Origin of the sequence: Rhodopseudomonas boonkerdii (assembly GCF_021184025.1) — a bacterium.
In the GTDB taxonomy this organism is placed as follows: domain Bacteria; phylum Pseudomonadota; class Alphaproteobacteria; order Rhizobiales; family Xanthobacteraceae; genus Tardiphaga; species Tardiphaga boonkerdii.
Window position 1 is genome coordinate 2,356,060 of record NZ_CP036537.1, and the last position, 22,226, is coordinate 2,378,285.

General features: G+C 62.1%; 19 protein-coding genes. 7 read left to right on the forward strand and 12 right to left on the reverse strand.

Annotated elements, in window-relative coordinates; genetic code table 11:
- Positions 1–257 precede the first annotated feature (257 nt).
- Together E0H22_RS10935 and E0H22_RS10940 are read right to left on the reverse strand one after the other, a co-directional pair.
- Positions 258–1,226, reverse strand: coding sequence for a zinc-binding dehydrogenase (locus E0H22_RS10935; protein WP_233026282.1), 969 nt, complete (start codon positions 1,224–1,226; stop codon positions 258–260).
- Positions 1,227–1,438: 212 nt separating this feature from the next.
- The gene (locus E0H22_RS10940) at positions 1,439–2,434 is read right to left on the reverse strand and encodes an NAD(P)H-dependent flavin oxidoreductase (RefSeq protein WP_233025668.1); all 996 of its coding nucleotides are present in this window, start codon (positions 2,432–2,434) and stop codon (positions 1,439–1,441) included.
- 219 nt (positions 2,435–2,653) lie between these two features.
- Between E0H22_RS10940 and E0H22_RS10945 the strand changes: the two genes are divergently transcribed.
- The 5 genes from E0H22_RS10945 to E0H22_RS10965 all read left to right on the forward strand — a co-directional run bounded on the left by E0H22_RS10945 (position 2,654) and on the right by E0H22_RS10965 (position 7,641).
- The gene (locus E0H22_RS10945) at positions 2,654–3,100 is read left to right on the forward strand and encodes a MarR family winged helix-turn-helix transcriptional regulator (RefSeq protein WP_233025669.1); all 447 of its coding nucleotides are present in this window, start codon (positions 2,654–2,656) and stop codon (positions 3,098–3,100) included.
- A 75-nt stretch (positions 3,101–3,175) separates the two neighbouring features.
- Entirely contained in the window at positions 3,176–3,685 is a 510-nt protein-coding gene (locus tag E0H22_RS10950; RefSeq protein ID WP_233025670.1) for a (2Fe-2S)-binding protein, read from the forward strand.
- Positions 3,682–4,668 (forward strand): FAD binding domain-containing protein, encoded by a 987-nt coding sequence (locus E0H22_RS10955; protein ID WP_233025671.1) that lies wholly within the window; start codon positions 3,682–3,684, stop codon positions 4,666–4,668. The genes E0H22_RS10950 and E0H22_RS10955 overlap by 4 nt, the downstream gene beginning before the upstream one ends.
- Before the next feature lie 41 nt (positions 4,669–4,709).
- Positions 4,710–6,977 (forward strand): xanthine dehydrogenase family protein molybdopterin-binding subunit, encoded by a 2,268-nt coding sequence (locus E0H22_RS10960; protein ID WP_233026284.1) that lies wholly within the window; start codon positions 4,710–4,712, stop codon positions 6,975–6,977.
- A gap of 178 nt (positions 6,978–7,155) precedes the next feature.
- Positions 7,156–7,641 carry a hypothetical protein gene (locus E0H22_RS10965; RefSeq protein WP_233025672.1) on the forward strand — a complete coding sequence of 162 codons (486 nt, stop codon included), beginning with the start codon at positions 7,156–7,158 and terminating at the stop codon, positions 7,639–7,641.
- A 304-nt stretch (positions 7,642–7,945) separates the two neighbouring features.
- On the opposite strand, the gene E0H22_RS10970 is transcribed toward E0H22_RS10965, so the two are convergent.
- Positions 7,946–8,782 carry an APH(6)-I family aminoglycoside O-phosphotransferase gene (locus tag E0H22_RS10970; protein ID WP_233025673.1) on the reverse strand — a complete coding sequence of 279 codons (837 nt, stop codon included), beginning with the start codon at positions 8,780–8,782 and terminating at the stop codon, positions 7,946–7,948.
- Between the two features lie 208 nt (positions 8,783–8,990).
- On the opposite strand from E0H22_RS10970, the gene E0H22_RS10975 reads away from it, so the two are divergent.
- On the forward strand, positions 8,991–9,512 hold the full coding sequence (locus E0H22_RS10975) for a GNAT family N-acetyltransferase (protein WP_233025674.1): 522 nt from the start codon (positions 8,991–8,993) through the stop codon (positions 9,510–9,512).
- A 76-nt stretch (positions 9,513–9,588) separates the two neighbouring features.
- On the opposite strand, the gene E0H22_RS10980 is transcribed toward E0H22_RS10975, so the two are convergent.
- The 9 genes from E0H22_RS10980 to E0H22_RS11020 all read right to left on the reverse strand — a co-directional run bounded on the left by E0H22_RS10980 (position 9,589) and on the right by E0H22_RS11020 (position 19,862).
- Positions 9,589–10,020, reverse strand: coding sequence for a CBS domain-containing protein (locus E0H22_RS10980; RefSeq protein ID WP_233025675.1), 432 nt, complete (start codon positions 10,018–10,020; stop codon positions 9,589–9,591).
- A 339-nt stretch (positions 10,021–10,359) separates the two neighbouring features.
- Positions 10,360–11,646: an oxalate/formate MFS antiporter gene (gene oxlT, locus E0H22_RS10985; protein ID WP_233025676.1), complete on the reverse strand. Its 1,287-nt coding sequence runs from the start codon at positions 11,644–11,646 to the stop codon at positions 10,360–10,362.
- A 217-nt stretch (positions 11,647–11,863) separates the two neighbouring features.
- The gene (locus tag E0H22_RS10990; RefSeq protein ID WP_233025677.1) at positions 11,864–13,369 is read right to left on the reverse strand and encodes a tripartite tricarboxylate transporter permease; all 1,506 of its coding nucleotides are present in this window, start codon (positions 13,367–13,369) and stop codon (positions 11,864–11,866) included.
- Between the two features lie 38 nt (positions 13,370–13,407).
- Entirely contained in the window at positions 13,408–13,905 is a 498-nt protein-coding gene (locus tag E0H22_RS10995) for a tripartite tricarboxylate transporter TctB family protein (protein ID WP_233025678.1), read from the reverse strand.
- 91 nt (positions 13,906–13,996) lie between these two features.
- Complete coding sequence (locus E0H22_RS11000; RefSeq protein ID WP_233025679.1) at positions 13,997–15,022, reverse strand: Bug family tripartite tricarboxylate transporter substrate binding protein; 1,026 nt, start codon at positions 15,020–15,022, stop codon at positions 13,997–13,999.
- Positions 15,023–15,516: 494 nt separating this feature from the next.
- Positions 15,517–15,654 (reverse strand): hypothetical protein, encoded by a 138-nt coding sequence (locus E0H22_RS11005; RefSeq protein WP_233025680.1) that lies wholly within the window; start codon positions 15,652–15,654, stop codon positions 15,517–15,519.
- Between the two features lie 310 nt (positions 15,655–15,964).
- Positions 15,965–17,242: a formyl-CoA transferase gene (frc, locus tag E0H22_RS11010; RefSeq protein WP_233025681.1), complete on the reverse strand. Its 1,278-nt coding sequence runs from the start codon at positions 17,240–17,242 to the stop codon at positions 15,965–15,967.
- A gap of 67 nt (positions 17,243–17,309) precedes the next feature.
- Entirely contained in the window at positions 17,310–19,040 is a 1,731-nt protein-coding gene (oxc, locus tag E0H22_RS11015; RefSeq protein WP_233025682.1) for an oxalyl-CoA decarboxylase, read from the reverse strand.
- A 90-nt stretch (positions 19,041–19,130) separates the two neighbouring features.
- Positions 19,131–19,862: a GntR family transcriptional regulator gene (locus tag E0H22_RS11020; protein WP_233025683.1), complete on the reverse strand. Its 732-nt coding sequence runs from the start codon at positions 19,860–19,862 to the stop codon at positions 19,131–19,133.
- Positions 19,863–20,051: 189 nt separating this feature from the next.
- Between E0H22_RS11020 and E0H22_RS11025 the strand changes: the two genes are divergently transcribed.
- A complete protein-coding gene (locus E0H22_RS11025) occupies positions 20,052–22,214 on the forward strand; it encodes an acetate--CoA ligase family protein (RefSeq protein WP_233025684.1) in 2,163 nt (720 codons plus the stop codon).
- The last annotated feature ends 12 nt before the right edge of the window (positions 22,215–22,226 follow it).

Here is a 22,226-nt window from a genome sequence, read left to right on the forward strand (position 1 = left end):
ACTTGGCCCCCTCGGAAGATGTGTAGTGTCGATTCGACCCCCAACGCCCCGCCACTTCGAATCGACAAGGCAATATGAATCCACTTTCCGCACAGTGTCGAGAGTCAACGAAACGTTAACGTGAAATAAATGCTATCCAACGAAAACTGAGTGCGCGTTCGGACTCAAAAACGAGTCCGAAACGCGAACGCCGCGCAGACTGGCTCTCATGATGAGGGGCAGTGCGTGTGGAGATGCGAGGACTCGCATTGCGCGAGCTACAGCGTCACCACGATCTTGCCAAGATGCTTGTTGGCTTCCATGTGGTTGAACGCCATTGCGATCTCCGCGAACGGATACACCTTGTCGATCGGCAGTTTCAGCTTGCCGGCCTCGACCGCCGGCCAGATGTCGGCGCGCACCGCGCTGAAGATATCGCGGATCTCCTGCATCGACCGGGTGCGGAACGTGACGCCGATATAGCTGATACGCCTGGCCGCATGCAGATCGAAATTGAAATCTGCATGGGTGCCGCCGAGGCGGCCGACATTGACGATGCGGCCGAGCACCTTCGTTGCCTTGAGGTTCTGATTGGCAACGGGGCCGGAGATCTGGTCGACGATCAGATCGACACCGTCGCCAAGCGTCGCCTTGAGTACCTCGTTGACCCAGCCAACTTCTTTCGAATCGATGGCGAGATCGGCGCCAAATTCGCCCAGCCGGCCGCGGCGTGCGGCATGCGTGGATGAGCCGATCACCGGCCTGGCGCCCTTCAGCCTGGCAATCTGCAGGGCCATCAGGCCGACCCCCGAACTCGCGCCTTGAATGAGTACGGATTGCCCGGCCTGCAATCCGCCGACGGTGACCAGCGCGTTGTGCATCGTCGTCAGCGCCACGGGCAGGGTACACGCGGTGTCGAAACCCATGCCGGGCGGGATGTGGAACAGGCGGCCATGGTCGGTCACCGTGAATTCCGCGAATGCCGCGCCGCCCGAGCCCATTACGCGCTCGCCGACCGTGAAGCCTTTTGCCTCCGGTCCCAACTCGGCGATCTCGCCTGCCCATTCCATGCCGAGCACGGTGCCGACGCCGCCGGCTGCACCATGGACATGGCCCTTGGTCATGCCGAGATCGGCGCGGTTAAGGCCGCAGGCCTTTACCTTCACCAGCACCTGCGTGCCGGTCGGTTTTGGCGCAGCGACATCGACGATGGCCGCGCCGTTCTCTGTGTAGACGTAAGCCTTCATGATGTTGCTCTCTGCGAAGGTGTGCCTGGTGCTAGTCACTCAGGCTTGTCCCGGACGCGATGCAGCGCGCCTCTTTGGCGCGGTGCTTCGCAGAGCCGGGACCGTATCAGTCGCCGGAGTTTGTGACGGTCCCGGCTCTGCGAAGCGGCATAAAGAATGCCGCATCGCGTCCGGGACACCCGGAAGTGCGCAATGGCATTTCGCCGTTGTGATCACTCCGCGGCCTGACGCCGGGCGCCCGACAGCATCGCATCGAGGCGACCGCGAATGATGGTCTCCGCCTCATGCATGATGCGCGACACCAGTTCCTGGCATGACGGGATGTCGTTGATCAGGCCCTGGACCTGGCCGGCCGACCAGATGCCGTCCTCGCTGTCGCCGGTGGAATAGACCAGCTTGCCGCGCGCGCCGGCGACGAGATCCTTGATCTGTTCGAAGGTCGCGCCTTGCTTCTCCATCGCCACCACCTGCTGGCTCACCGCATTCTTGGCAACGCGCGAGGTGTTGCGCATGGTGCGGAAGATCAGGTCGGTGGCGCGCTCGTCATTGGCGACGATGCGCTCCTTCACCAGCTGATGGATCGGGCTTTCCTTGGTGCACATGAAGCGCGTGCCCATGTTGATGCCCTCGGCGCCGAGCGCGAGTGCTGCGACAAGGCCGCGTCCGTCGCCGAAGCCGCCGGACGCAATCATCGGAATCTTGACCTTGTTGGCGGCGGCCGGGATCAGGATCAAGCCGGGCGTATCGTCCTCGCCGGGATGGCCGGCGCATTCGAAACCGTCGATGGAGATGGCGTCGACGCCCATGCGCTCGGCGGAGAGCGCATGGCGCACGCTGGTGCATTTGTGGATCACCTTGATGCCGTGTTTGCGGAATTCGTCCACATGCTCCTGCGGCTTGTTGCCGGCGGTCTCCACCACCTTGATCCCGGCCTCGATGATGGCCTGGCGATACTCGGCGTAAGGCGGCGGCTTGATGGTCGGGAGAATTGTGAGATTCACACCGAACGGCTTGTCGGTCATCTCGCGGGTGCGCGCGATTTCCTTGGTCAGGTCTTCCGGAGTCGGCTGCGTCAGCGCGGTGATCAGCCCGAGCGCGCCGGCATTGGCGACGCCGGCGACCAGCTCGGCGCGGCCGACCCACTGCATGCCGCCCTGGACGATCGGGTGTTCGACGCCGACGAGTTCGGTGAAGCGTGTCTTGATCATGATGGGTCCTCTGGTTTCCCCGTGGCGCGCTTTCGACGCGGGCCGATCTGGTTGTTGTTTGTTCGCGGCGGAGGATGCCGGTGGCACGCGGCATTGTCTACCGCATCCGGGCATGGGCCCATGCGCAACCTCATGCATGACCAATGGAGATCGCAGACATTCCGTGGCGCGAGCTGCCATCGCTGGAACTGACGGGGCGAACATGCTTTTGTCGGCGTCATGACCAAGACAGCCACCGAGCCGACCCCGCAGCAGATCGAGCAGCTGACGCGCGCCTTCGAGCGATTTACGCGAAAATTCAAGGTCGCCGAAGCCGCCGCTGCCGCCGACAACGCGCTCAACGCCCTCGATGCGCAGACGCTGGTCTATGTCGAGGAACATCCCGGATGTTTGATGGGCGATGTCGCCCGCTATCTCAATGTCGCCATGACCACGATGTCCTCTGCCATCGACCGGCTGGTGAAGAAGGCCCTGGTCGAGCGCCGCCGCCCCGAGGATAACCGCCGGTCCGTGGCGCTCACCGCCACCGAGAAGGGCCGGGGGGCGGTCGAGGATCTGGCTGCGGGCTATCGCGCCGCCTGTCAGATGATGCTGCGGTCCCTCGACCCTATCGAGCGTAACGAGTTGATTCGGCTCACAGAAAAAATCGCCGGCAACGAAACTTGAACATTACGAAGTTCGTATTATTTCGGGGGTGCCCGCCGGCTTCATGTCGAATGCCGGCCGGAGGAGGAGGCGCCCGTGGCTGTTGCCGTCAATGGTACCGAATATCCGCTGCCCGATGACCCCAGGGTGTCGTTGCTTGATCTGCTGCGTGAGCGCGTCGGCCTGACCGGTACCAAGCTCGGCTGCAATCAGGGCGCCTGCGGTGCGTGCACCGTCATCGTCGACGGCCAGCGGGTGCTGTCCTGCCTGACACTGGCCGTGCAGGTCGACGGGCGATCGGTGACGACCATCGAAGGGCTGTCGAACGGCGATGGCGCGCTGCATCCGTTGCAGCAGGCCTTCATCGCCCATGACGGGCTGCAATGCGGCTATTGCACCCCCGGCCAGATCTGTTCCGCCGTCGCCATGATGGACGAGCTGCGCCGCGGCGACCCCAGCTATGTCACCGCCGATCTCGCCGTGGGGCCGGGCCCCCGGATGCGCGAGGAAATTCGCGAGCGCATGAGCGGCAATCTGTGTCGCTGCGGCGCGCATAACGGAATCGTCGAAGCCATCGAAGGCGAGCTCATCGGAGACGCAGCATGACGCCGTTCCACTATCAGCGCGCGACCGACGCGGCCGAAGCCTTGACCCTCGCGGATGCCAGCCGCTGCCGCTTCCTCGGCGGCGGCACCAATCTCGTCGATCTGATGCGGCAGAATATCGAGGCGCCGGCCGCGCTGGTGGATGTCAGCCGCATGCCGGCCTCCATCGAGGAGGAGGGCAATGGCGGCCTCGTGATCGGCGCGGCCGTCCGCAACAGCACGCTGGCTGCGCATCCCGTGGTCCGCGCGCGCTATCCCATGCTGTCCCGCGCTTTGCTGGCCGGCGCCTCGGCGCAGATCCGCAACATGGCGACGGTCGGCGGCAATCTGCTGCAGCGGACGCGATGCGCCTACTTTTATGACGCCGCCGGCTCGCGCTGTAACAAGCGCCAGCCCGGTGCCGGCTGCGATGCCATCGATGGCTTGAGCCGCAATCACGCGATCCTCGGCGTGTCGGACCACTGCATCGCGACGCATCCGTCCGACATGTGCGTGGCACTCGCGGCGCTGGATGCGACGGTGCATGTCAGCGGCGCCGACGGCACGCGGCATGTTCCGCTGGTGGATTTCCATCAGCTGCCCGGCACGCGTCCCGACATCGAGACCGTGCTGCGCCCGGGCGAATTGATCACGGCCGTCTCGATTGCACCGAGCGCGGCCGCCGCGCATTCGCGCTACCGCAAGGTGCGCGATCGCTCGAGTTACGCTTTCGCGCTGGTGTCCGTCGCGGCCGGGCTGGATGTGGCCGACGGCCGGATCAGGGATGTTCGTATCGCGCTCGGCGGTGTGGCGGCCAAGCCGTGGCGTGCGATGCGCGCCGAAGACGCCTTGCGCGGCGAAGCGCCGACGCAAGACAACTTCCTCCGCGCGGCCGAAGCCGAACTCGCTGCGGCCAAACCCACCGACGCCAACGCCTTCAAGGTCGAACTCGCCAAGCGAACCATGGCCGCCGTTCTCGGCGAACTGGCAGGAGGGCGCGCATGAGCAAGCTGCAGAACGCGATCGTCGGCGGTGTCCGTACGGCGATGGGCTATGTGCCGTCGAGCTGGCTACCGGGCGGTGTGCCCGATCCCTTGATCGACAAGCGCGTGGTGCTCGGCACGCAGCAGTCGCGCATCGACGGTCCCGACAAGGTGCGGGGCGCCGCGCGCTTCGCCGCCGAAGTGCGTATGGACCGGCTGACCTACGCGGCCTTCGTGCATTCGACCATCGCGCGCGGAAAGATCGCGCAGCTCGACCTCGCGGCGGCCGAGGCCGCGCCGGGCGTCGTGCTGGTGATGACCCATCGCAATGCGCCAAAACTGGCGCTGCCGCCGCCGATCGGCCTCACCAATCTCAAGGCCGCCGGCAACAACATCCTGCCGGTGATGCAGGATGCGGAGATCCGCTGGAACGGCCAGACGGTGGCCGTCGTGGTGGCGGAGACGCAGGAACAGGCCGATCACGCGGCCTCGCTGATATCAGTGCAGTATGAACAGGCCGTGGCGCGGACACGCTTCGACGATGCGAAGGCGCATGCGCAAACGCCGGACTCGCTAATGATCGAGCCCAACCGGCTCAAGCGCGGCAACGCCGATGCCGCGTTCAAGGCAGCGGCAGGCCGTGTCGATGCGGTCTATCGGACGCCCTGGCACAATCACAATCCGATCGAGCCCAATGCGGCGACCATCGCCTGGGACGGTGACCGCCTGATCATCCATGACGCCACCCAGGCGCTGAACGGCACGGCCGGGTCGCTCGCAAAGGTGTTCGGTATCAAGGAAACCCAGATCCATGTCAGCTCGCCCTATGTCGGCGGCGCATTCGGTGGCAAGGCGCTGTGGGATCACCAGATCCTCGGCGCGGCTGCGGCGAAGCTCGCCGGGCGGCCGGTGCGCATCGCGCTGTCGCGCGCGAGCATGCATCGCCTGATCGGCGGCCGGTCGCAGACCGAGCAGCGCGTGGCGCTCGCCGCCGCTGCCGATGGCAAGCTGACGGCCGTTCTCCATCACGGCTATTCGGTGAAACAGCCGCACAGCGCCTGCGATGAAGCTTTCACGCTGGCGAGCCGTTCGCTCTATGCGTCGGACAGTCACGACATCGTGCAGCACACGATCGATCTCGACCTGCTGGCGAACACGTTCATGCGTGCGCCGGGCGAGGCGGTGGGGACCTTTGCCATCGAGAGTGCGATGGACGAGCTTGCGCATGAGCTGGGCATCGATCCGATTGCGCTCCGGCGCCGCAATATCGGCGACAGCGATCCGGTGAGCGGCGCTCCCCGTTCGCAAAGCGACCTGATGCTGGCCTATGATCTCGGCGCAGCGCGGTTCGGCTGGCATCGCCGCGCGGCACAGCCGCGGTCGCATCAGGATGGCGAGTGGCTGATCGGAATGGGCTGCGCAACCGGCTCTTTCCCTTATGCGCGCATGCCCGGCATGTCGGCGAAAATCACTATCGATAGCGATGGATACGCGACCGTCGCCAGCGCCGCGCATGAGATGGGCATGGGCACCGCCACGGTGCAGCGGCAGCATGCCGCCGACCGTCTCGGCCTGCCGCTAGAACATGTGTCGGTCAGGATCGGCGACACCAGCCTGCCATTCGCCAGCTTTGCCGGCGGCTCCTCCCAGACGGCCTCGCTCGGTGCGGCCATCAATGCGGCCAGCAGCAAACTCGCGGGCGAATTGCTGCGGCTCGCAGGCAACGACACGCCGCTCGCAGGCTTGCGGGCGAGCGAGGTCGAGTTCGCCAATCACGGTCTGCGCAAGATCGGCGAGCCGTCGCGCTACGAGAGTTTTGCGTCGATCCTCAAGCGCGCGGCACGCAACGACGTCAGCGCGACGGGCGAGAGCGGCGCACCGCTGGAAATGCTGAAATTCTCGATGCACAGCCGGTCGGCGATTTTTTGCGAGCTGCGCGTCAGCGACGTGACCGGCGAGGTCCGCATCGATCGCCTTGTCGGCGCCTTCGATTGCGGGCGCATTCTCAATCCCAAGACGGCGACGAGCCAGTTCAAGGGCGGCATGATCATGGGCATCGGCATGGCGCTTACCGAGGAGACGCTGCTCGATCCGCGCAACGGCCGCATCATGAGCGCATCCATGGCGGACTATCATGTGCCGGTTCACATGGACGTACCGGAGATCGACGTTGTTTGGACCGACATTCCCGATCCCCGCACGCCGATGGGTGCGCGCGGCATCGGCGAGATCGGTATCGCCGGCGTCGCCGCTGCCGTCGCGAATGCGGTGTTCAACGCCACCGGTAAGCGCGTCCGCGATCTGCCGATCACACCCGACAAGCTGCTGTGAAGCAATGCCGTAGGGCGGATGAGCGAAGCGTCATCCGCCGCGGAGTTTCAACTTTGAAGTCGGCCGGCGGATGACGCCTTCGGCTCATCCGCCCTACGGAAGAAGCAATGAACCACCCGACACGATGCCGGCACAAATGATGCGACGCGACCGGCGTCGTTCGAAAAGGACACCTTCCATGATGACTTCACAGAAAGCTTTTGTGGCAGTCGCCGGTCTGGCGGCATGCATTCTCGCAGCGGCCACGCCGGCCTTCGCGCAATCGCCATTCGCGGGAATGCATGGCGCCTGGTCCGGCTCGGGCACGATTATGCTTTCCGACGGATCGAAGGAACGGCTGCGCTGCCGCGCCAGCTATCGCGTGTCGTCCGGCGACAATGCGCTGCAACAGTCACTGCGCTGCGCCAGCGACAGCTACAAGTTCGAGCTCAGCAGCGATGTGGTGAGCGAGGGCGGGCGTGTCTCGGGCTCGTGGAGCGAGACCTCGCGTGGCATCAGCGGCAGCCTGCAGGGGCGTGCGAGTGGAGGGCGGATCAATGTTGTGGCCGACTCGCCTGTCTTCACCGCGAATATCACGCTGACGACGACGGGTAACAAGCAGTCGGTATCGATCACCTCGCAAGGCGATATCCGCCAGGTGTCGATCGCGATGGTGAAGAGCTAGGTATTTTTAACCTAGAACCGTGTCCCGGGCGCGCTGCAGCGCAGGCGATGCGTCGCATCGTCGACAACGCTGCTGCGCAGAACCGGGACCGTGAAAAGCTCGGCGTTCGTTGCGGTCCCGGCTCTGCGAAGCGGCATAAGCATGCCGCATCGCGTCCGGGACACGAGTCCATCAAAGCAGAAACTGATTTAGCCGTCGCGTTACGGGTAAGGGACGTAGCGTCGGCCAATTCCCGCACCTTTTGGCGCTCCCATCATTTGATGATGCGACCGGAATGGCGGGGATCGCTTCGAATGCGGCGATGTCATCGCCCGCGCAATTGCTGCGCCAGCGCGTAGACTTGGAGGTCGATCTCCGCGCCGGCGTGATCGCCGTCCCCGATAAACCAGGCTGCGGAAAGTCCTGTCCAGGCCACGATCCACTCGAGAAGGCGAACGGTTTCGATACCGGTCTCTTCCGTGACAATGCCGAGACGCGCTTCAAATCGCCCTGGCAGCGTCGCCACCTGTTGCGTGGGATCGGCAAGGTCCGGGTTGGTGAAGATATTGGCAAAGTCGAATATGCGCTCGCCGACCAGCCCATGCGGATCGATGGCGAGCCACCCACGTTCGCCGAAGTCGAGAACGTTGTCATGGTGAAGATCGCCATGCAGCGGCCGGATGTCACGTTGATCTGCCAGCAGTCTCCGAGCTTGCTCTGCCGCAGGTGCCAGGACCGGATGGCTTGGCGACAGATCGAAAAGCGGCTGGAACCAGATATCCAGGCGATACAGCTCGGGCAAAGGTTCCGAACGCCGGACATGCAGTTGTTCGGCTGTCCGGCAGAGGATGCGGCAGGCCTCATCATCGCGTCCCGAACGCGCCATGTGAGCCAGACTGCGCGGGCCGGTGGCGCGCTCCAGAAGCAACGCGCCGTTTGAAGCGGCGATGGTCTTCGCCGCCCCTTGTCCGTTCCACCACGACATCAGCTGGTATCCGGCGTGCTCATCGGGAATGCGCGCGACTTTCAGCGTCGCAGGCTCGGATTGGCAGAGAACGGGTAACACCCAGCTCGAACGTGTGGTGATCAGAGGACCGTCAGGGACGAGAGCCCAATCCCTGAGGTATGGGTCAATCTCTTGCGGAAGGGATGCAGCGGTCATGCCCGCTGTATGAGGAAGCATCACGTGGAACGCAAGCGCACGTTCTTCATGGCCCGCAGGTCCGGGACGCGAGGTCGATCAGGCCACGGCGGCGTGAAGCTGTGGCGGCATCGTGGAGTAACGATGTCGCAAGCCCCATGGCAATCTCGTTGTTTTGCTAATGTCGCGCTCTAGAATGGCGACTTGAGTCATCCAGAAGAGCTTGATCATGGGCGCTGTGACTGCAATCCGACGCTTGAGATCAGACGACGCTGCGGCTTTCAAAGCCATTCGGCTGGAGGCACTGGCAGAGCGGCCGGAGTTGCTACGCAGCACTGTTGAGCTGGAGTCCAGACTGGATGTGTCCTGGTTCGCGGGCCGACTTGAAGACGCGCATGTGATGGGTGCGTTTCGCGACGACGAGCTTGTTGGGATGGCAGGCTTCGCTATTCAGCAAGGGGACCCCAATGCCCATAAGGGCAGGCTGTTTGGCATGTATGTTCGACCGAGCCTGAGAAATGCCGGCATCGGGCGGCTTTTGTTGAATGCCGCTCTGGAGGTCGCTCGTGAAAACGTCGAGTTGATTCAGCTAAGCGTGGTGAGCGACAACGAACCTGCTGTGCGGCTCTATGAAAGTGCCGGCTTTGAGGCGTTTGGCCGAGAGATAAAAGCGTCCAAGTATGGCAACCGATATTATGATGAAACGCTGATGGTTCTCGACTTCAGCCACACCTCGGCCGTAGGCGGATGAGCGAAGCGTAACCCGCCGGCGGAGTGTATTTGGCGAAGAACGGCGGATGACGGCTTCGCCTCATCCGCCCGACGGGCTACGCCACTGCCGCATGCAGCTGCGGCGCGTCGTCTCGATCGAGCGCACGGCTGATGTCGCGGATGCTGATTACGCCGACCAGCGTGTAGTCGTCGATCACAGGCACGTGGCGGATGTGATGACGGTTCATCAGGCGGCGGACATGTTCGAGCGTGTCGGTGGAGGAGCAGGAGATCAGCTGCTGCACCGAGATCATGTCCGACACCTTGCGATTGACGCCGGCGGCGCCGTGCTCGGCGATCGCGCGCACCACGTCGCGTTCGGAGAACATACCGACCGCGGTGTTGCCTTCGGTGCGGCACACATCCTTCACCACCAGCGCGCTGATATTCGCCGTGCGCAGCAGCTGGGCGGCGATGGCGACGGTCTCATTCATCCGGACCGTGGCGATACGGGTGCTCTTACGACGCAGAACGTCTCCGACTTGCATGGCAACCTCCCTCGATTTCCACTCGATTTTTCCTTGGGCCGATCGGCTGAGGATCGATCTCGCGACAATGAGATTGGTATATGGTATGCCAGTTGTCAACGCGTGATATCGCGGATTACAACCAAAATCCGCAAATGGGACAGTGATGCTGCCGTTTCTCGCCGTTTTTGTCGTGCGTTTTCGGTATCACGAGATTTCGTAGCGCTTTATCTGGTATGCCACGGTAGTTTTCTCTGCCTTCGTGACGCCTCTGATCTGCCACAAGGACTGCCACACGAAAAATGCGCTCATCCCCGCGAATGAGCGCATTTCGACGGTTTGAGAAACCGCTTTCCGGCGTCAGTTCATCGCCTTGGCCACGACCACCTTGCGCCACGGCTTGAGCACGAACAGGGCCAGCAGCGAGGCGAGGATGTTGGCGCCGGCGGCGATCAGGAACACGCTGTCCCAATGGCCGGACGATTGCTGCATGTAGTTCGCGACCGGCACGAGCAGCGCCGCGGTGCCTTTTGCCGTGTAGAGCAGGCCGGCATTGGTGGTGGCGAATTTGGCGCCGAACGTGTCCGTACAGGTCGACGGGAAGAGCGAATAGATCTCACCCCAGGCGAAGAACACGAAGCCCGACAGCAGCACGAACCACAGGGGATCCTGGCCCCACATATACAGCGCCCAGATGCCGAGGCCTTCCATGCCGAAGGCGATGAACATCGTGTTCTCGCGGCCGATCATGTCGGAGACCCAGCCGAAGAACGGACGCGTCAGGCCATTGAGTACGCGGTCGATGGTGGCGGCGAAGGTGACGGCGGTCATCGTCATCGCCATCAGTGTCACCGGCACATTGTCGATTTTCCAGTCGGCGGCGATGGGCTTGAGGTTCGCGGTCACCATCAGGCCGCCGGCGCCCACAATCACGAACATGAAATACATCAGCCAGAAGATCGGGTGGCGGATGACTTCGGTGGGCGCGTAGTTGCGGCGGGTCTGGATGATGTTGGCATTCTGCACCACCGTCGGGACCTGGCCGGCCTTCGGCGCGAACAGGAAGAAGGCGAGGAGCACGATGATGATGCCCTGGCCGAGACCGAAATAGAGGAACGTGGTCTGGAAGCCGGAATCCTTGATCATCGCCTGGATCGGCGCCACGGTGAGCGCGGAGCCCGCACCGAAGCCGGCGGCGGTGATGCCGGCGGCGAGGCCGCGCTTGTCGGGAAACCACTTCAGCGCATTGCCGACGCAGGTGCCGTAGACGCCGCCGGCGCCAATGCCGGCGATGATCATGCCGAGATAGAATCCGTTGAGCGTGGTGGCCTGCGCATTGATCGCCCAGCCCAGGCCGCAGAGGATGCCGCCGACGAGCACGACGATCTTCGGGCCGTATTTATCCACGAACCAGCCCTCGACCGGCACCAGCCAGGTTTCGAACAGCACGAACAGCGTGAAGGCCCACTGGATCGAGGCGCGGTCCCAACCGAATTTTTTCTGGATGTCGGGGACGAAGAACGTCCAGCCGTATTGATAGTTGGCGATCATCACCATGGCGCCGACGCCGATAGCGAGTTGCGTCCAGCGATAGGCATCGCTGACCCGCGCGGCCGTGGGCGCCGCTCCGTGAACTGCATCAGTCATACTTCCTCCTAATGCGCTGTTCTATTGCGTGTTCGACAGCTGCAACCGGGAGTTTGGTATATGATATGCCAACTAACAAGCGGAATTTTGACAATTTGTCGCAGCTAGTTTCGCATAACTGAATGTTGCGCCGCAGAAGGGCTGGCCTTCAACCAATAGCAAAAACCGGCGGGAAAATCCGCCGGCTTTTGTTTTTGAACGGCTATTTGACCTGTCGTTACGCTGTTGCAGTACGTGTGCGCAGGCGGGCCAGGCCGTTCGAGATCACCGACCAGAACAGCGCGATGAGACCAAGGATCATGATGGTCGAGACCAGCGGATTGGAGAAGAAGATCCCGAGCGATCCCTGAGAGCCGAGCAGGGACTGCCGGAAGGCTTCTTCGGCCTTGTCGCCGAGCACGATGGCGAGCACCAGCGGTGCCAGCGGATAGTTACATTTCTTCAGTGCGTAGCCGATCACGCCGAACACCAGCATCATCACCACGTCGAACGTGGAGTTGTGCACGGAATAGGCGCCGATCGCACACAGCACGAGGATGAGCGGCGCGATGATGCTGAATGGCACGCGCAGGATGGCGGCGAAGATCGGCACGCAGGTCAGCACGATGATCAGACCGACCAGATTGCCGAGATACATCGAGGCGATGAGGCCCCAGACGAATTCCTTCTGCTCGACGAACAGCATCGGACCGGGCTGCAGACCCCAGATCAGCAGACCGCCGAGCAGCACGGCTGCAGTCGGCGAGCCGGGGACGCCGAGCGACAGCATCGGCAGCAGCGCCGAGGTGCCGGCGGCATGCGCGGCGGTCTCCGGCGCGATGACGCCCTCGATTTCGCCCTTGCCAAAATTCTTGCCGTTCTTCGACACGCGCTTGGCGATGCCGTAGCTCATGAAAGAGGCCGGTGTTGCGCCCGCGGGCGTGACGCCCATCCAGCAGCCGATGATGCAGGAGCGCAGCGACGTCATCCAGTATTGCGGCAGGCTCATCCACGTGCGCAGCACGACACGCAGGTCGATCTTCGCCTTGCCGCCGCGGAAGTTGAGGCCTTCTTCCATGGTCAGGAAGATTTCGCCCAGGCCGAACAGGCCGATGACCGCGATCAGGAAGTCGAAACCGTTCAGCATTTCGGTGAAGCCGAAAGTGAGGCGAAGCTGGCCGGTAATGGAATCGAGGCCGACGGCGGCGAGCGCGAAGCCGATCATCATGGCCGCAATGGTCTTGAATGGCGGCTCCTTGCTCAATCCGACGAAACTACAGAAGGCGAGGAAATAGACCGCGAATTTCTCCGCGGGCCCGAATCGTAAGGCGAAGCCTGCGACCAGTGGCGCGACCAGCGTGATCATGATGACGGCAAACAGTGCGCCAACGAAAGAGGAGGTGAACGCGGCGGTGAGCGATTCCGCGGCTTTGCCCTGCTGGGCCATCGGATAGCCGTCGAAGGTGGTCGCCACCGACCATGGTTCGCCCGGGATATTGAACAGGATCGAGGTGATCGCACCTCCGAACAGCGCGCCCCAATAGATACAAGACAGCATGATGATCGCCGAGGTCGGCGGCATGCTGAAGGTGAGGGGGAGCAGGATGGCGACACCATTGGCGCCGCCGAGACCAGGCAGCACGCCAATGATCACGCCAAGCACGATGCCGAGTATCATCACGGCGATGTTGAAGGGCTCCAGAGCGACCGCGAAGCCGTGAAACAGATTGACGAGTTCTTCCATGTCGAAAAGTCCTTGAACCGACTGTCAGGCGCGACGGATTACAGACCGAGCAGTTCTTCGACCGGCCCTTTCGGAAGCGGCACGAGGAACCAGCGTTCGAAAATGAGATAGGTGACGATCGGCATGCCGAGCGAAATCGCGGCGACGATCGGCCAGTTGTATTTGCCGAGCCAGCGCATGAACCAGGCGATGAAGATCATCGATGCGACGTACAGTCCGATGAAGGGCAGGGACGCCACATAGATTCCTGTGGGAATGACGACGCTGAACACCTGACCGAGCTGCCCCCATTCGGCGAAGAGCAGATCGTCCTCTTCTCGCAAGGTGTTGAAGAGGTTCACGAGGCTGGAGATGATGATGAACAGGCCGATGTAGAACGGGAAGAAGCCCGCCTTTGGCCCTTCCGCGCCCCAGTTGATGCCGGCCTTGATGCTGCCATAGACGACAAGGGCTCCGAACAGGCCGATAACGGTGGTGACGCCGGCCTCGACCGCTTTATGAGTCGGACCTGTGGTGTGGGAATGCTGCGTGGTCATGAGACGTCCATTTCGAACTTGCGGATCGGGCTGGGAGCGGTCGGCTCAGCGACGTGAGCCGGCGCTGCGTGTGCGTCCTCGGTTCCCGCGTTCAGTTGCTCGCGAGGAAGCCGGCTTCCTTCATCAGCGTCTCGTGACGCTTCTCTTCGGTGCCCACCCAGCCGGCGTAATCGCCGCCGGTCATGAAGGTGGTGTTGAAGGCGCCGCTCTTCATGAGGTCCTGCCATTCTGGCGTGGCGCGAACCTTCTTGAACAGCTCGACATAGTAATCGACCTGATCTTTGGTGGCCTTGGGCGACATGAAGATGCCGCGCAGCATCACATATTCGATATCGAGGCCCTGCGACTTGCAGGTCGGAATGTCCTTCCAGCTCTTGCCGTCGGCGATGGGCTCGTCATAGGCCATCGGCTTGCTATCGAACACGCAGAGCGGACGAACCTTGCCGCCGCGCCACTGCGCTACTGCCTCGATGGGATTGTTGACGGTGGAGTCGACGTGCTGGCCGACGAGCTGGACCGCGACTTCGCCGCCGCCCTTGTACGGGATGTAGGTGAACTTGCTGCCGATCGCCTTTTCCATGGCGACGGTGATGATCTGATCTTCCTGTTTCGAGCCGGTGCCGCCCATCTTCATGGTGCCGGGAGGCGCCGCCTTCACGGCGTCGACAAAGTCCTTCACCGTCTTGTAGGGCTTGTCAGCGTTCACCCAGAGGACGAACTCGTCGAGCGCCAGCATGGCGACAGGGGTCATGTCCTTCCAGTTGAACGGAATGCCCGTCGCGAGCGGCGTCGTGAACAGGTTCGACAATGTAATGATGATCTTGTGCGGATTGTTGTTGGCGGTCTTCACGTCGAGAAAACCTTCGCCGCCGGCGCCGCCCGACTTGTTGATGACGACAAGGGGCTGCTTCATCAGATTGTGCTTGGTGATGATGCCCTGAATGGTGCGCGCCATCTGATCGGCGCCGCCGCCGGTGCCTGCCGGCACGATGAATTCGACCGGCCTCACCGGCTCCCATGCTGCGGAAGCAGGGAGGCTCGTCCCCAAGGCAAGAATGGACGCCGCGGCGGCCAGCGTGAGACATGAAGCCAAGCGATTCGAGGCAAAGCGTTTCATTGTTTCTCTCCCATTCGTTCTGATGCGTCGGTCGTCCGCCGACTTGTCATCGTCAGTGCAAAGGCGTCAGCGCGTGGTCAGTTGTCCTTCGAGTTTCCAATCGGCGGGCGGGCGAACATGCCCTTGCGCACGCCACATGCGCGCGTCAGACTGTTGAGCCGAAACGGCTCTCCTGCGGATTGGGTGGGTGGGTTTGGATCGCTGTGTCATAGCGCATACGGCATCGCGCGCCCGTCCAGGGCCGCTCGGCCTTCGTCCTCCCCCGGTATGCTTTCTATTCAAACCTGAAGCATTACCGTTGACGCAGTTTGGTATGCGATATGCCAGACGGCAAGCGATTAGAGACGTTAAAAGCGAGGGATGCCAATATGTCGCAGGGAGCGGGAATTCCCGCTGCAATGCAACCTTGAGGGCAAAAAAGAAGCCCCGGAAAACCGGGGCTAAGGTCGGGAGGAACGCAAACCGTGCGGGCGTATGCCCGCAGGAGTTGGAAATCAGAGGCCGAAACGCGGCAGGTCGCCGTTGCGGATCGAAATCCTGGCGCTGGTCATCAACGCGCGGTCGATCGAAGCGAGCAGGCGGCCGAACAAGCTGGTGTTGGCGCTGACCTCAAATGAAGCAATCTTGGACATCGGTATTCCCTTCCAAATGGCACCGGGCGCCACGTTCTGATCTTGGATTAATCTACGTATACCAGATGCCACGGACCAGTCGTTTGTTTGCATGGCAGCAGGAGAATTTTTCAATGCAAAATCAAACGATTGGGAATTCTTATTGAAGTTCCAGCTGTCATTTTGAGGAGCCAGCGACGAAGCAATCCGGTCTTTGTTTGTTGCCTATGGATTGCCTCGCTGTGTTCGCAATGACGACCGAGAGGTCAATGCAAAAAAAAGGCCGCCCACTGGGCGGCCTTTCGCATGAGACATTTACTGGCGGCGTTGCTTACTCCGCGGCGACCTTGCGCGGCGGATCGACGGCGCCGCTGTCGTGAATTTCGGCGATCTGGTGATCGCTGAAGCCGAGCACCTGCTTGAGGATCTCGTCGGTGTGCTCGCCGAGCAGCGGCGAGCGCTGCACGACGGTGGGGCTATCCGACAGCTTGATTGGATTGCCGACCGAGAGATATTCGCCGCGTGTGGGATGATCGACCTTGACCATGGTGCCGGTGGCATAGAGCGATTTGTCCTCGGCGATTTCCTTCATGGACAGGATCGGACCGCAGGGGATGTCGTCCTTGTTGAGGATGTCCATCGCCTCGAACTTGGTCTTGGTCATCGTCCACTGTTCGATGCGGGCGAAGATCTCGTTGAGGCGCGGCAGGCGGACAGCCGGCTTCGCGTAGTTCGGGTCGGTCTTCCAGCCGGGCTCGCCGATGACGTCGCAGATCTTCTCCCACACCGGCGCCTGGGTGATGAAATAGATATAGGCGTTCGGGTCGGTCTCCCAGCCCTTGCACTTCAGGATACGCCCCGGCTGACCGCCGCCGCTATCGTTGCCGGCGCGCGGCACGGCATCGCCGAACGGGACGCCTTCGCCATACTGGCTGTATTCCTTCAGCGGGCCATGGGCGAGGCGCTGCTGGTCGCGCATCTTGACGCGCGAGAGGTTGAGCACGCCGTCTTGCATCGCGGCGGTGACCTTCTGGCCCTTGCCGGTCTGGGTGCGCTGATACAGCGCGGTGACGATGCCGAGCGCGAGATGCAGGCCGGTGCCGCTGTCGCCGATCTGTGCGCCGGTGACGAGCGGCAGGCCGTCGCGGAAGCCGGTCGTCGATGCGGCGCCGCCGGTGCACTGGGCGACGTTCTCATAGACTTTGCAGTCTTCGTACGGACCGGGACCAAAACCCTTGATCGAGGCGACGATCATCTTCGGGTTGATCTCCTGGATCTTCTCGAACGGAAAACCCATGCGATCGAGTACGCCCGGTCCAAAGTTCTCGACGAGCACGTCGCACTGTTTCATCAGTGCGGTAAGGACTTCCTTGCCCTTCGGGTTCTTGGTGTCGAGGGTGATGGAACGCTTGTTGTGGTTCAGCATGGTGAAATACAGGCTGTCCACATTCGGGATATCCTGCAGCTGACCGCGGGTGATGTCGCCGACGCCAGGGCGCTCGACCTTGATCACGTCGGCGCCGAACCAGGCGAGAAGCTGCGTGCAGGTCGGACCCGATTGCACATGAGTGAAGTCGAGAATGCGAACGCCTTTGAGCGCCTGTGTCATGATGTTACTCCCATTATCATTGGTCTGCCGTATCGGCAGGTGAAAGTTGAAAGGGGGCGAACGCCCCTTATTTCTTTTTGCTCAGCACGCTCTGCGGATTGAGGTTGCCGATGCGGCCGCTTTCGCTGCCGGCGGCCGGATCGATGACCGCATTGATGAGCGTCGGTTTGCCCGAATCCATCGCCGCATTGACGGCGCGCTTGAGCTCGTCGGGTGAGGTGGCGTTCACGCCGACGCCGCCGAAGGCTTCCATCATCTTGTCGTAGCGCGAGCCCTTGACGAAAACGGTGGGGGCGACGTCCGGGCCACCGGTCGGATTGACGTCGGTGCCACGATAGATGCCGTCATTGTTGAAGACGACAATGCAGACCGGCAGATTGTAGCGGCAGATGGTTTCGACCTCCATGCCGCTGAAGCCGAACGCGCTGTCGCCCTCGATGGCCAGCACCGGCTTGCCGGTCTCGACGGCGGCGGCGATGCAATAACCCATGCCGATGCCCATGATGCCCCAGGTGCCGACGTCGATGCGCTTGCGCGGCTTGTACATGTCGACGATGCCGCGGGCGAGATCGAGCGTATTGGCGCCTTCGTTGACGAGCATGGCGTCGGGACGCTCGGCGATGATGGTGCGGAGGACGCCGAGCGCGCCGTGATAATCCATCGGCGAGTTGTTGTTCATGAGCTTCGGCGCCATCTTCGACACGTTCTCGTCACGCTTCTTGGTAACGGCGCCGATCCAGTCGGAGGATGCCTTCTGCCAGTTCTTGCCCATGCCATCGAGTAGCGCAGCCACGCAGGAACCGATATCGCCGACCACGGGCGCGACGATCTCGACGTTGGAATCCATTTCCTTCGGTTCGATGTCGATCTGGATGAACTTCTTCGGCTGATCGCCCCAGGCCTTGCCCTTGCCATGCGACAGCAGCCAGTTGAGGCGCGCGCCGATCAGCATGACGACGTCGCTATCCTTGAGCACGGTGGAGCGTGCTGCGCCAGCGCATTGCGGATGGGTGTCCGGCAGGAGGCCCTTCGCCATGCTCATGGGCAGGAACGGAATGCCGGAGGTCTCGACGAGCGCCTTCACGGCTTCGTCGGCCTGCGCATAGGCGGCGCCCTTGCCGAGAATGATGAGCGGCTTCTTTGCCGACTTCAGCACGTCGAGGGCGCGCTTGATGCTATCCGGGGCAGGGATCTGCGCCGGGGCCGCATCAATGACCTTTACCAGCGACTTCCTGCCGGCTTCGGCATTCATCACCTGGCCGAACAGTTTTGCGGGCAGGTCGAGATAAACACCGCCGGGACGGCCGGACACCGCCGAGCGGATCGCGCGGGCGAGGCCGATGCCGATATCCTGCGCATGCAGCACGCGATAGGCAGCCTTGCACAGCGGCTTGGCGATGGCGAGCTGATCCATTTCTTCATAGTCGCCCTGCTGCAGATCGACGATTTCGCGCTCGGACGAGCCGGAGATCAGGATCATCGGGAAGCAGTTGGTGGTAGCGTGGGCGAGGGCGGTGAGACCGTTGAGGAAGCCCGGCGCCGAGACGGTGAGGCACACGCCCGGCTTCTTGGTGAGATAGCCGGCGATGGACGCGGCATAGCCTGCAGCCTGCTCGTGGCGGAAGGAGAGAACACGAATGCCTTCGGCCTGCGCCATGCGGCCGAAGTCGGTAATCGGAATGCCGGGGACACCGTAGATCGTGTTGAGGCCGTTCAGCTTGAGTGCATCGATGATCAGATGGAAGCCATCTGTCAGTTCCTGTTCGGTTGAAGTGTCGATGCTGTGAACTGCGGACATTCCGCTCTCCCGTGACGTTTCTGAACGCGTATGGTTGTTGGTGGAAGCCACGCGGCAGGCCGCGCGACGGCGTTGGGTTAAAAGCAGGCTCTAGGTAAAAAGCTCCTGGCCATGCGCCTCGACATATGAGGCAAGGCCAAGCGTGTGATCGCGCGCAAGCTTCTCGGCGAGCTCGGTGTCGCGCTCTTCGAGCGCTTCGATGATGGCGAGATGCTCGGGCAAAGAGGTTGCGGTACGATCGACCCGGCCGATGGTGAGCTGACGATAGCCGCGCACATGCAGCAGGATATCGTTGGTCATGTCGATCAGCACCGGACTTTCGCTGAGCGACAGCACCGCCTGGTGAAAGGCGATATTCGCCTTTGAATATTCTTCGACATGATCCTGCGGCAGGCGGTCCTTGCCGAAATCCTTGAAGAAATCGCGCAGCGCCGAGATATCCTTCTTGCGTGCGGTGGTGGTGATCAGGCGCGCAGCCATGCTTTCCAGCGCCGCCCAGGCGCGGATCATGTCGACGATCTCGTTCTTGGTCTTGCGGACCACAACGATGCCGCGGCGCGGCACGGTTTTCACGAAACCGTCCTGTTCCAGCATCGCGATCGCTTCGCGGATCGGCGTACGGCTGACGCCGAGACGTTCGGACAGGGCGCGCTCGTCGAGCATCACCGGATCCGGCGTCGTGTAGATGTCCATCTTAAGAATGGCTTCTTTCAAGGCTTCATAGGCCTTGGTCTTGAAGCTGGTCTCGGGTGCGATCCGAACGATCGCAAGGTCGGCCTCAGACATAATGGACGGCGCCTTGGTTGGTTTTCGCGTGGGCATGAATCATCTCCGGTCGGAGATGTCGTACCACAGAAACAACGTGCAGAGTTTTTGGCATGCCAGATGCCAGCATGTCAAGCTGACGGCTATTTCGGCATTTTTGCGTTGCACCGCGCCTTGACTTTCAAGTTTCTGGCATACCAAATGCCATTAATTCGTCCGCGTCAAGAAACGCAATGGGAGAAGGCCATGTCTCAATCGAATCTCGCCATCAAAGAAGCTGCGCCCTCAGCCAAGGAGGCCGTGCGCAAGGTGCTGGATGCCGTCAAGGCGGACAAGCGGACCAGCCTGACGGCGCCGGAAGGCAAGCTCGTCTGCGACGCCTATGGCATTCCCGTTCCGAAAGAGGGCGTGGCCACCTCGGCGGCGGATGCTGCGAAGCTCGCCGGCGGCATGGGTTTTCCGGTGGTGATGAAGATCGTTTCGCCGGACATTCTCCACAAAACCGAAGCCGGCGGTGTCATCGTCGGTGTTAAGACGGCCGAGGGCGCGCAGAAGGCTTATGACACCATTCTGGCCAACGCGAAGAAGTACAAGGCCGATGCGAAGATCGAAGGTGTCCAGGTTCAGCAGATGCTGATGGGCGGCACCGAAGTGATCATCGGCTCGATCACCGATGGTTCGTTCGGCAAGCTCGTCGCCTTCGGTCTCGGCGGCGTGCTGGTGGAAGTGCTGAAGGATGTGACGTTCCGTCTTGCGCCCGCGACCAATGACGATGCACTGTCGATGCTCGACGGCATCCAGGCTGCAGAGATGCTGCACGGCGTGCGCGGCGGCGATCCCGCCAATCGCGAGGCGCTCGCCGACATCATCGTCAAGGTGTCGCAGCTCGTCAGCGATTTCCCGGAAATGGTCGAGCTCGATCTCAATCCGGTTTTCGCGACCAAGAAGGACGCGATTGCGGCCGACGTCCGCATCGTCGTCGATTTCGACTACAAGCCACGCCCGGCGCCGCGCCCGACCGCGGAAATCGTCACCGCGATGAACCGTATCATGCAGCCCAAGGCCGTTGCCGTGATCGGCGCATCGGCGGAGGACGGCAAGATCGGCAATTCGGTCATGAAGAACCTGATCAATGGCGGCTACAAGGGGCAAATCTATCCGATCCACCCGAAGGCCGACGAGATCATGGGCCTCAAGGCCTATAAGAGCGTCAAGGATGTCCCGGGTGAGATCGACACAGCGGTGTTCGCTATCCCAGCGAAGTTCGTTGCTGCCGCGCTGACCGAATGCGGCGAGAAGAAAATTCCGGGCGCGGTGCTGATTCCGTCGGGCTTCGCCGAAGCCGGTGCACCTGAATTGCAGGAAGAGATCGTCGCCGTCGGCAAGAAATACGATATCCGCCTGATGGGCCCGAATATCTATGGCTTCTACTACACGCCGTCGAATCTCTGCGCGACTTTCTGTACCGCCTACGACGTGAAGGGCTCGGCAGCGCTGTCGTCGCAGTCCGGCGGCATCGGCATGGCGATCATCGGCTTCTCGCGCTCGGCAAAAATGGGCGTGTCGGCCATTGTCGGTCTCGGCAACAAGTCGGATATCGACGAGGACGATCTGCTCGCCTTCTTCGAGCAGGATCCGAACACCACGATCATCGCGCAACACTGTGAAGACCTGAAGGACGGCCGTGCTTTCGCGGAAGCGGCCAAGCGCGTCTCCAAGAAGAAGCCGGTGGTTGTCCTCAAGGCAGGGCGTACCTCGGCCGGCGCCAAGGCGGCTTCGTCGCATACTGGCGCACTTGCCGGTAACGACAAGATCTATGAAGACGTGCTGAAACAGTCTGGCGTCATCCGCGCCCGCTCGCTGCGCCAGCTGCTCGAATTCGCCCGCGGCATTCCGGTGTTGCCGACGCCGAAAGGTGAGAACGTGCTGATCATCACCGGTGCTGGTGGTTCGGGCGTATTGCTGTCGGACGCGGTGGTGGACAACGGCCTGTCGCTGATGGCGATGCCGCCGGATCTCGATGCGGCATTCCGCAAGTTCATCCCGCCCTTCGGTGCCGCCGGCAATCCGGTGGATATCACCGGCGGCGAGCCGCCGATCACCTATGTCAACACGGTGAAGCTCGGCCTCGAAGATGAGCGCATCCATTCGCTGATCCTCGGCTACTGGCACACGATCGTAACGCCGCCGATGGTGTTCGCCAGGAACATGGTCGAGATCAAGAACGAGATGAAGAAGAAGGGCATCGAGAAGCCGATGGTGGCTTCACTCGCGGGCGATATCGAGGTCGAGGAGGCCGCGGAATATCTCTATCAGAACGGCATCCCGGCTTACGCTTATTCAACGGAGCTTCCCGTAGAAGTGCTCGGCGCCAAGTACAAGTGGGCGCGGGGGGCAGGGCTGCTGTAAGGCCTTCGTAGC

Coding starts and splice junctions, on each gene's coding strand:
- E0H22_RS10935 (WP_233026282.1), bottom strand. CDS start 1,226: ATGAAGGCTTACGTCTACACAGAGAACGGCGCGGCCATCGTCGATGTC.
- E0H22_RS10940 (WP_233025668.1), bottom strand. CDS start 2,434: ATGATCAAGACACGCTTCACCGAACTCGTCGGCGTCGAACACCCGATC.
- E0H22_RS10945 (WP_233025669.1), top strand. CDS start 2,654: ATGACCAAGACAGCCACCGAGCCGACCCCGCAGCAGATCGAGCAGCTG.
- E0H22_RS10955 (WP_233025671.1), top strand. CDS start 3,682: ATGACGCCGTTCCACTATCAGCGCGCGACCGACGCGGCCGAAGCCTTG.
- E0H22_RS10960 (WP_233026284.1), top strand. CDS start 4,710: ATGGGCTATGTGCCGTCGAGCTGGCTACCGGGCGGTGTGCCCGATCCC.
- E0H22_RS10965 (WP_233025672.1), top strand. CDS start 7,156: ATGATGACTTCACAGAAAGCTTTTGTGGCAGTCGCCGGTCTGGCGGCA.
- E0H22_RS10970 (WP_233025673.1), bottom strand. CDS start 8,782: ATGACCGCTGCATCCCTTCCGCAAGAGATTGACCCATACCTCAGGGAT.
- E0H22_RS10975 (WP_233025674.1), top strand. CDS start 8,991: ATGGGCGCTGTGACTGCAATCCGACGCTTGAGATCAGACGACGCTGCG.
- E0H22_RS10980 (WP_233025675.1), bottom strand. CDS start 10,020: ATGCAAGTCGGAGACGTTCTGCGTCGTAAGAGCACCCGTATCGCCACG.
- oxlT (WP_233025676.1), bottom strand. CDS start 11,646: ATGACTGATGCAGTTCACGGAGCGGCGCCCACGGCCGCGCGGGTCAGC.
- E0H22_RS10990 (WP_233025677.1), bottom strand. CDS start 13,369: ATGGAAGAACTCGTCAATCTGTTTCACGGCTTCGCGGTCGCTCTGGAG.
- E0H22_RS10995 (WP_233025678.1), bottom strand. CDS start 13,905: ATGACCACGCAGCATTCCCACACCACAGGTCCGACTCATAAAGCGGTC.
- E0H22_RS11000 (WP_233025679.1), bottom strand. CDS start 15,022: ATGAAACGCTTTGCCTCGAATCGCTTGGCTTCATGTCTCACGCTGGCC.
- E0H22_RS11005 (WP_233025680.1), bottom strand. CDS start 15,654: ATGTCCAAGATTGCTTCATTTGAGGTCAGCGCCAACACCAGCTTGTTC.
- frc (WP_233025681.1), bottom strand. CDS start 17,242: ATGACACAGGCGCTCAAAGGCGTTCGCATTCTCGACTTCACTCATGTG.
- oxc (WP_233025682.1), bottom strand. CDS start 19,040: ATGTCCGCAGTTCACAGCATCGACACTTCAACCGAACAGGAACTGACA.
- E0H22_RS11020 (WP_233025683.1), bottom strand. CDS start 19,862: ATGCCCACGCGAAAACCAACCAAGGCGCCGTCCATTATGTCTGAGGCC.
- E0H22_RS11025 (WP_233025684.1), top strand. CDS start 20,052: ATGTCTCAATCGAATCTCGCCATCAAAGAAGCTGCGCCCTCAGCCAAG.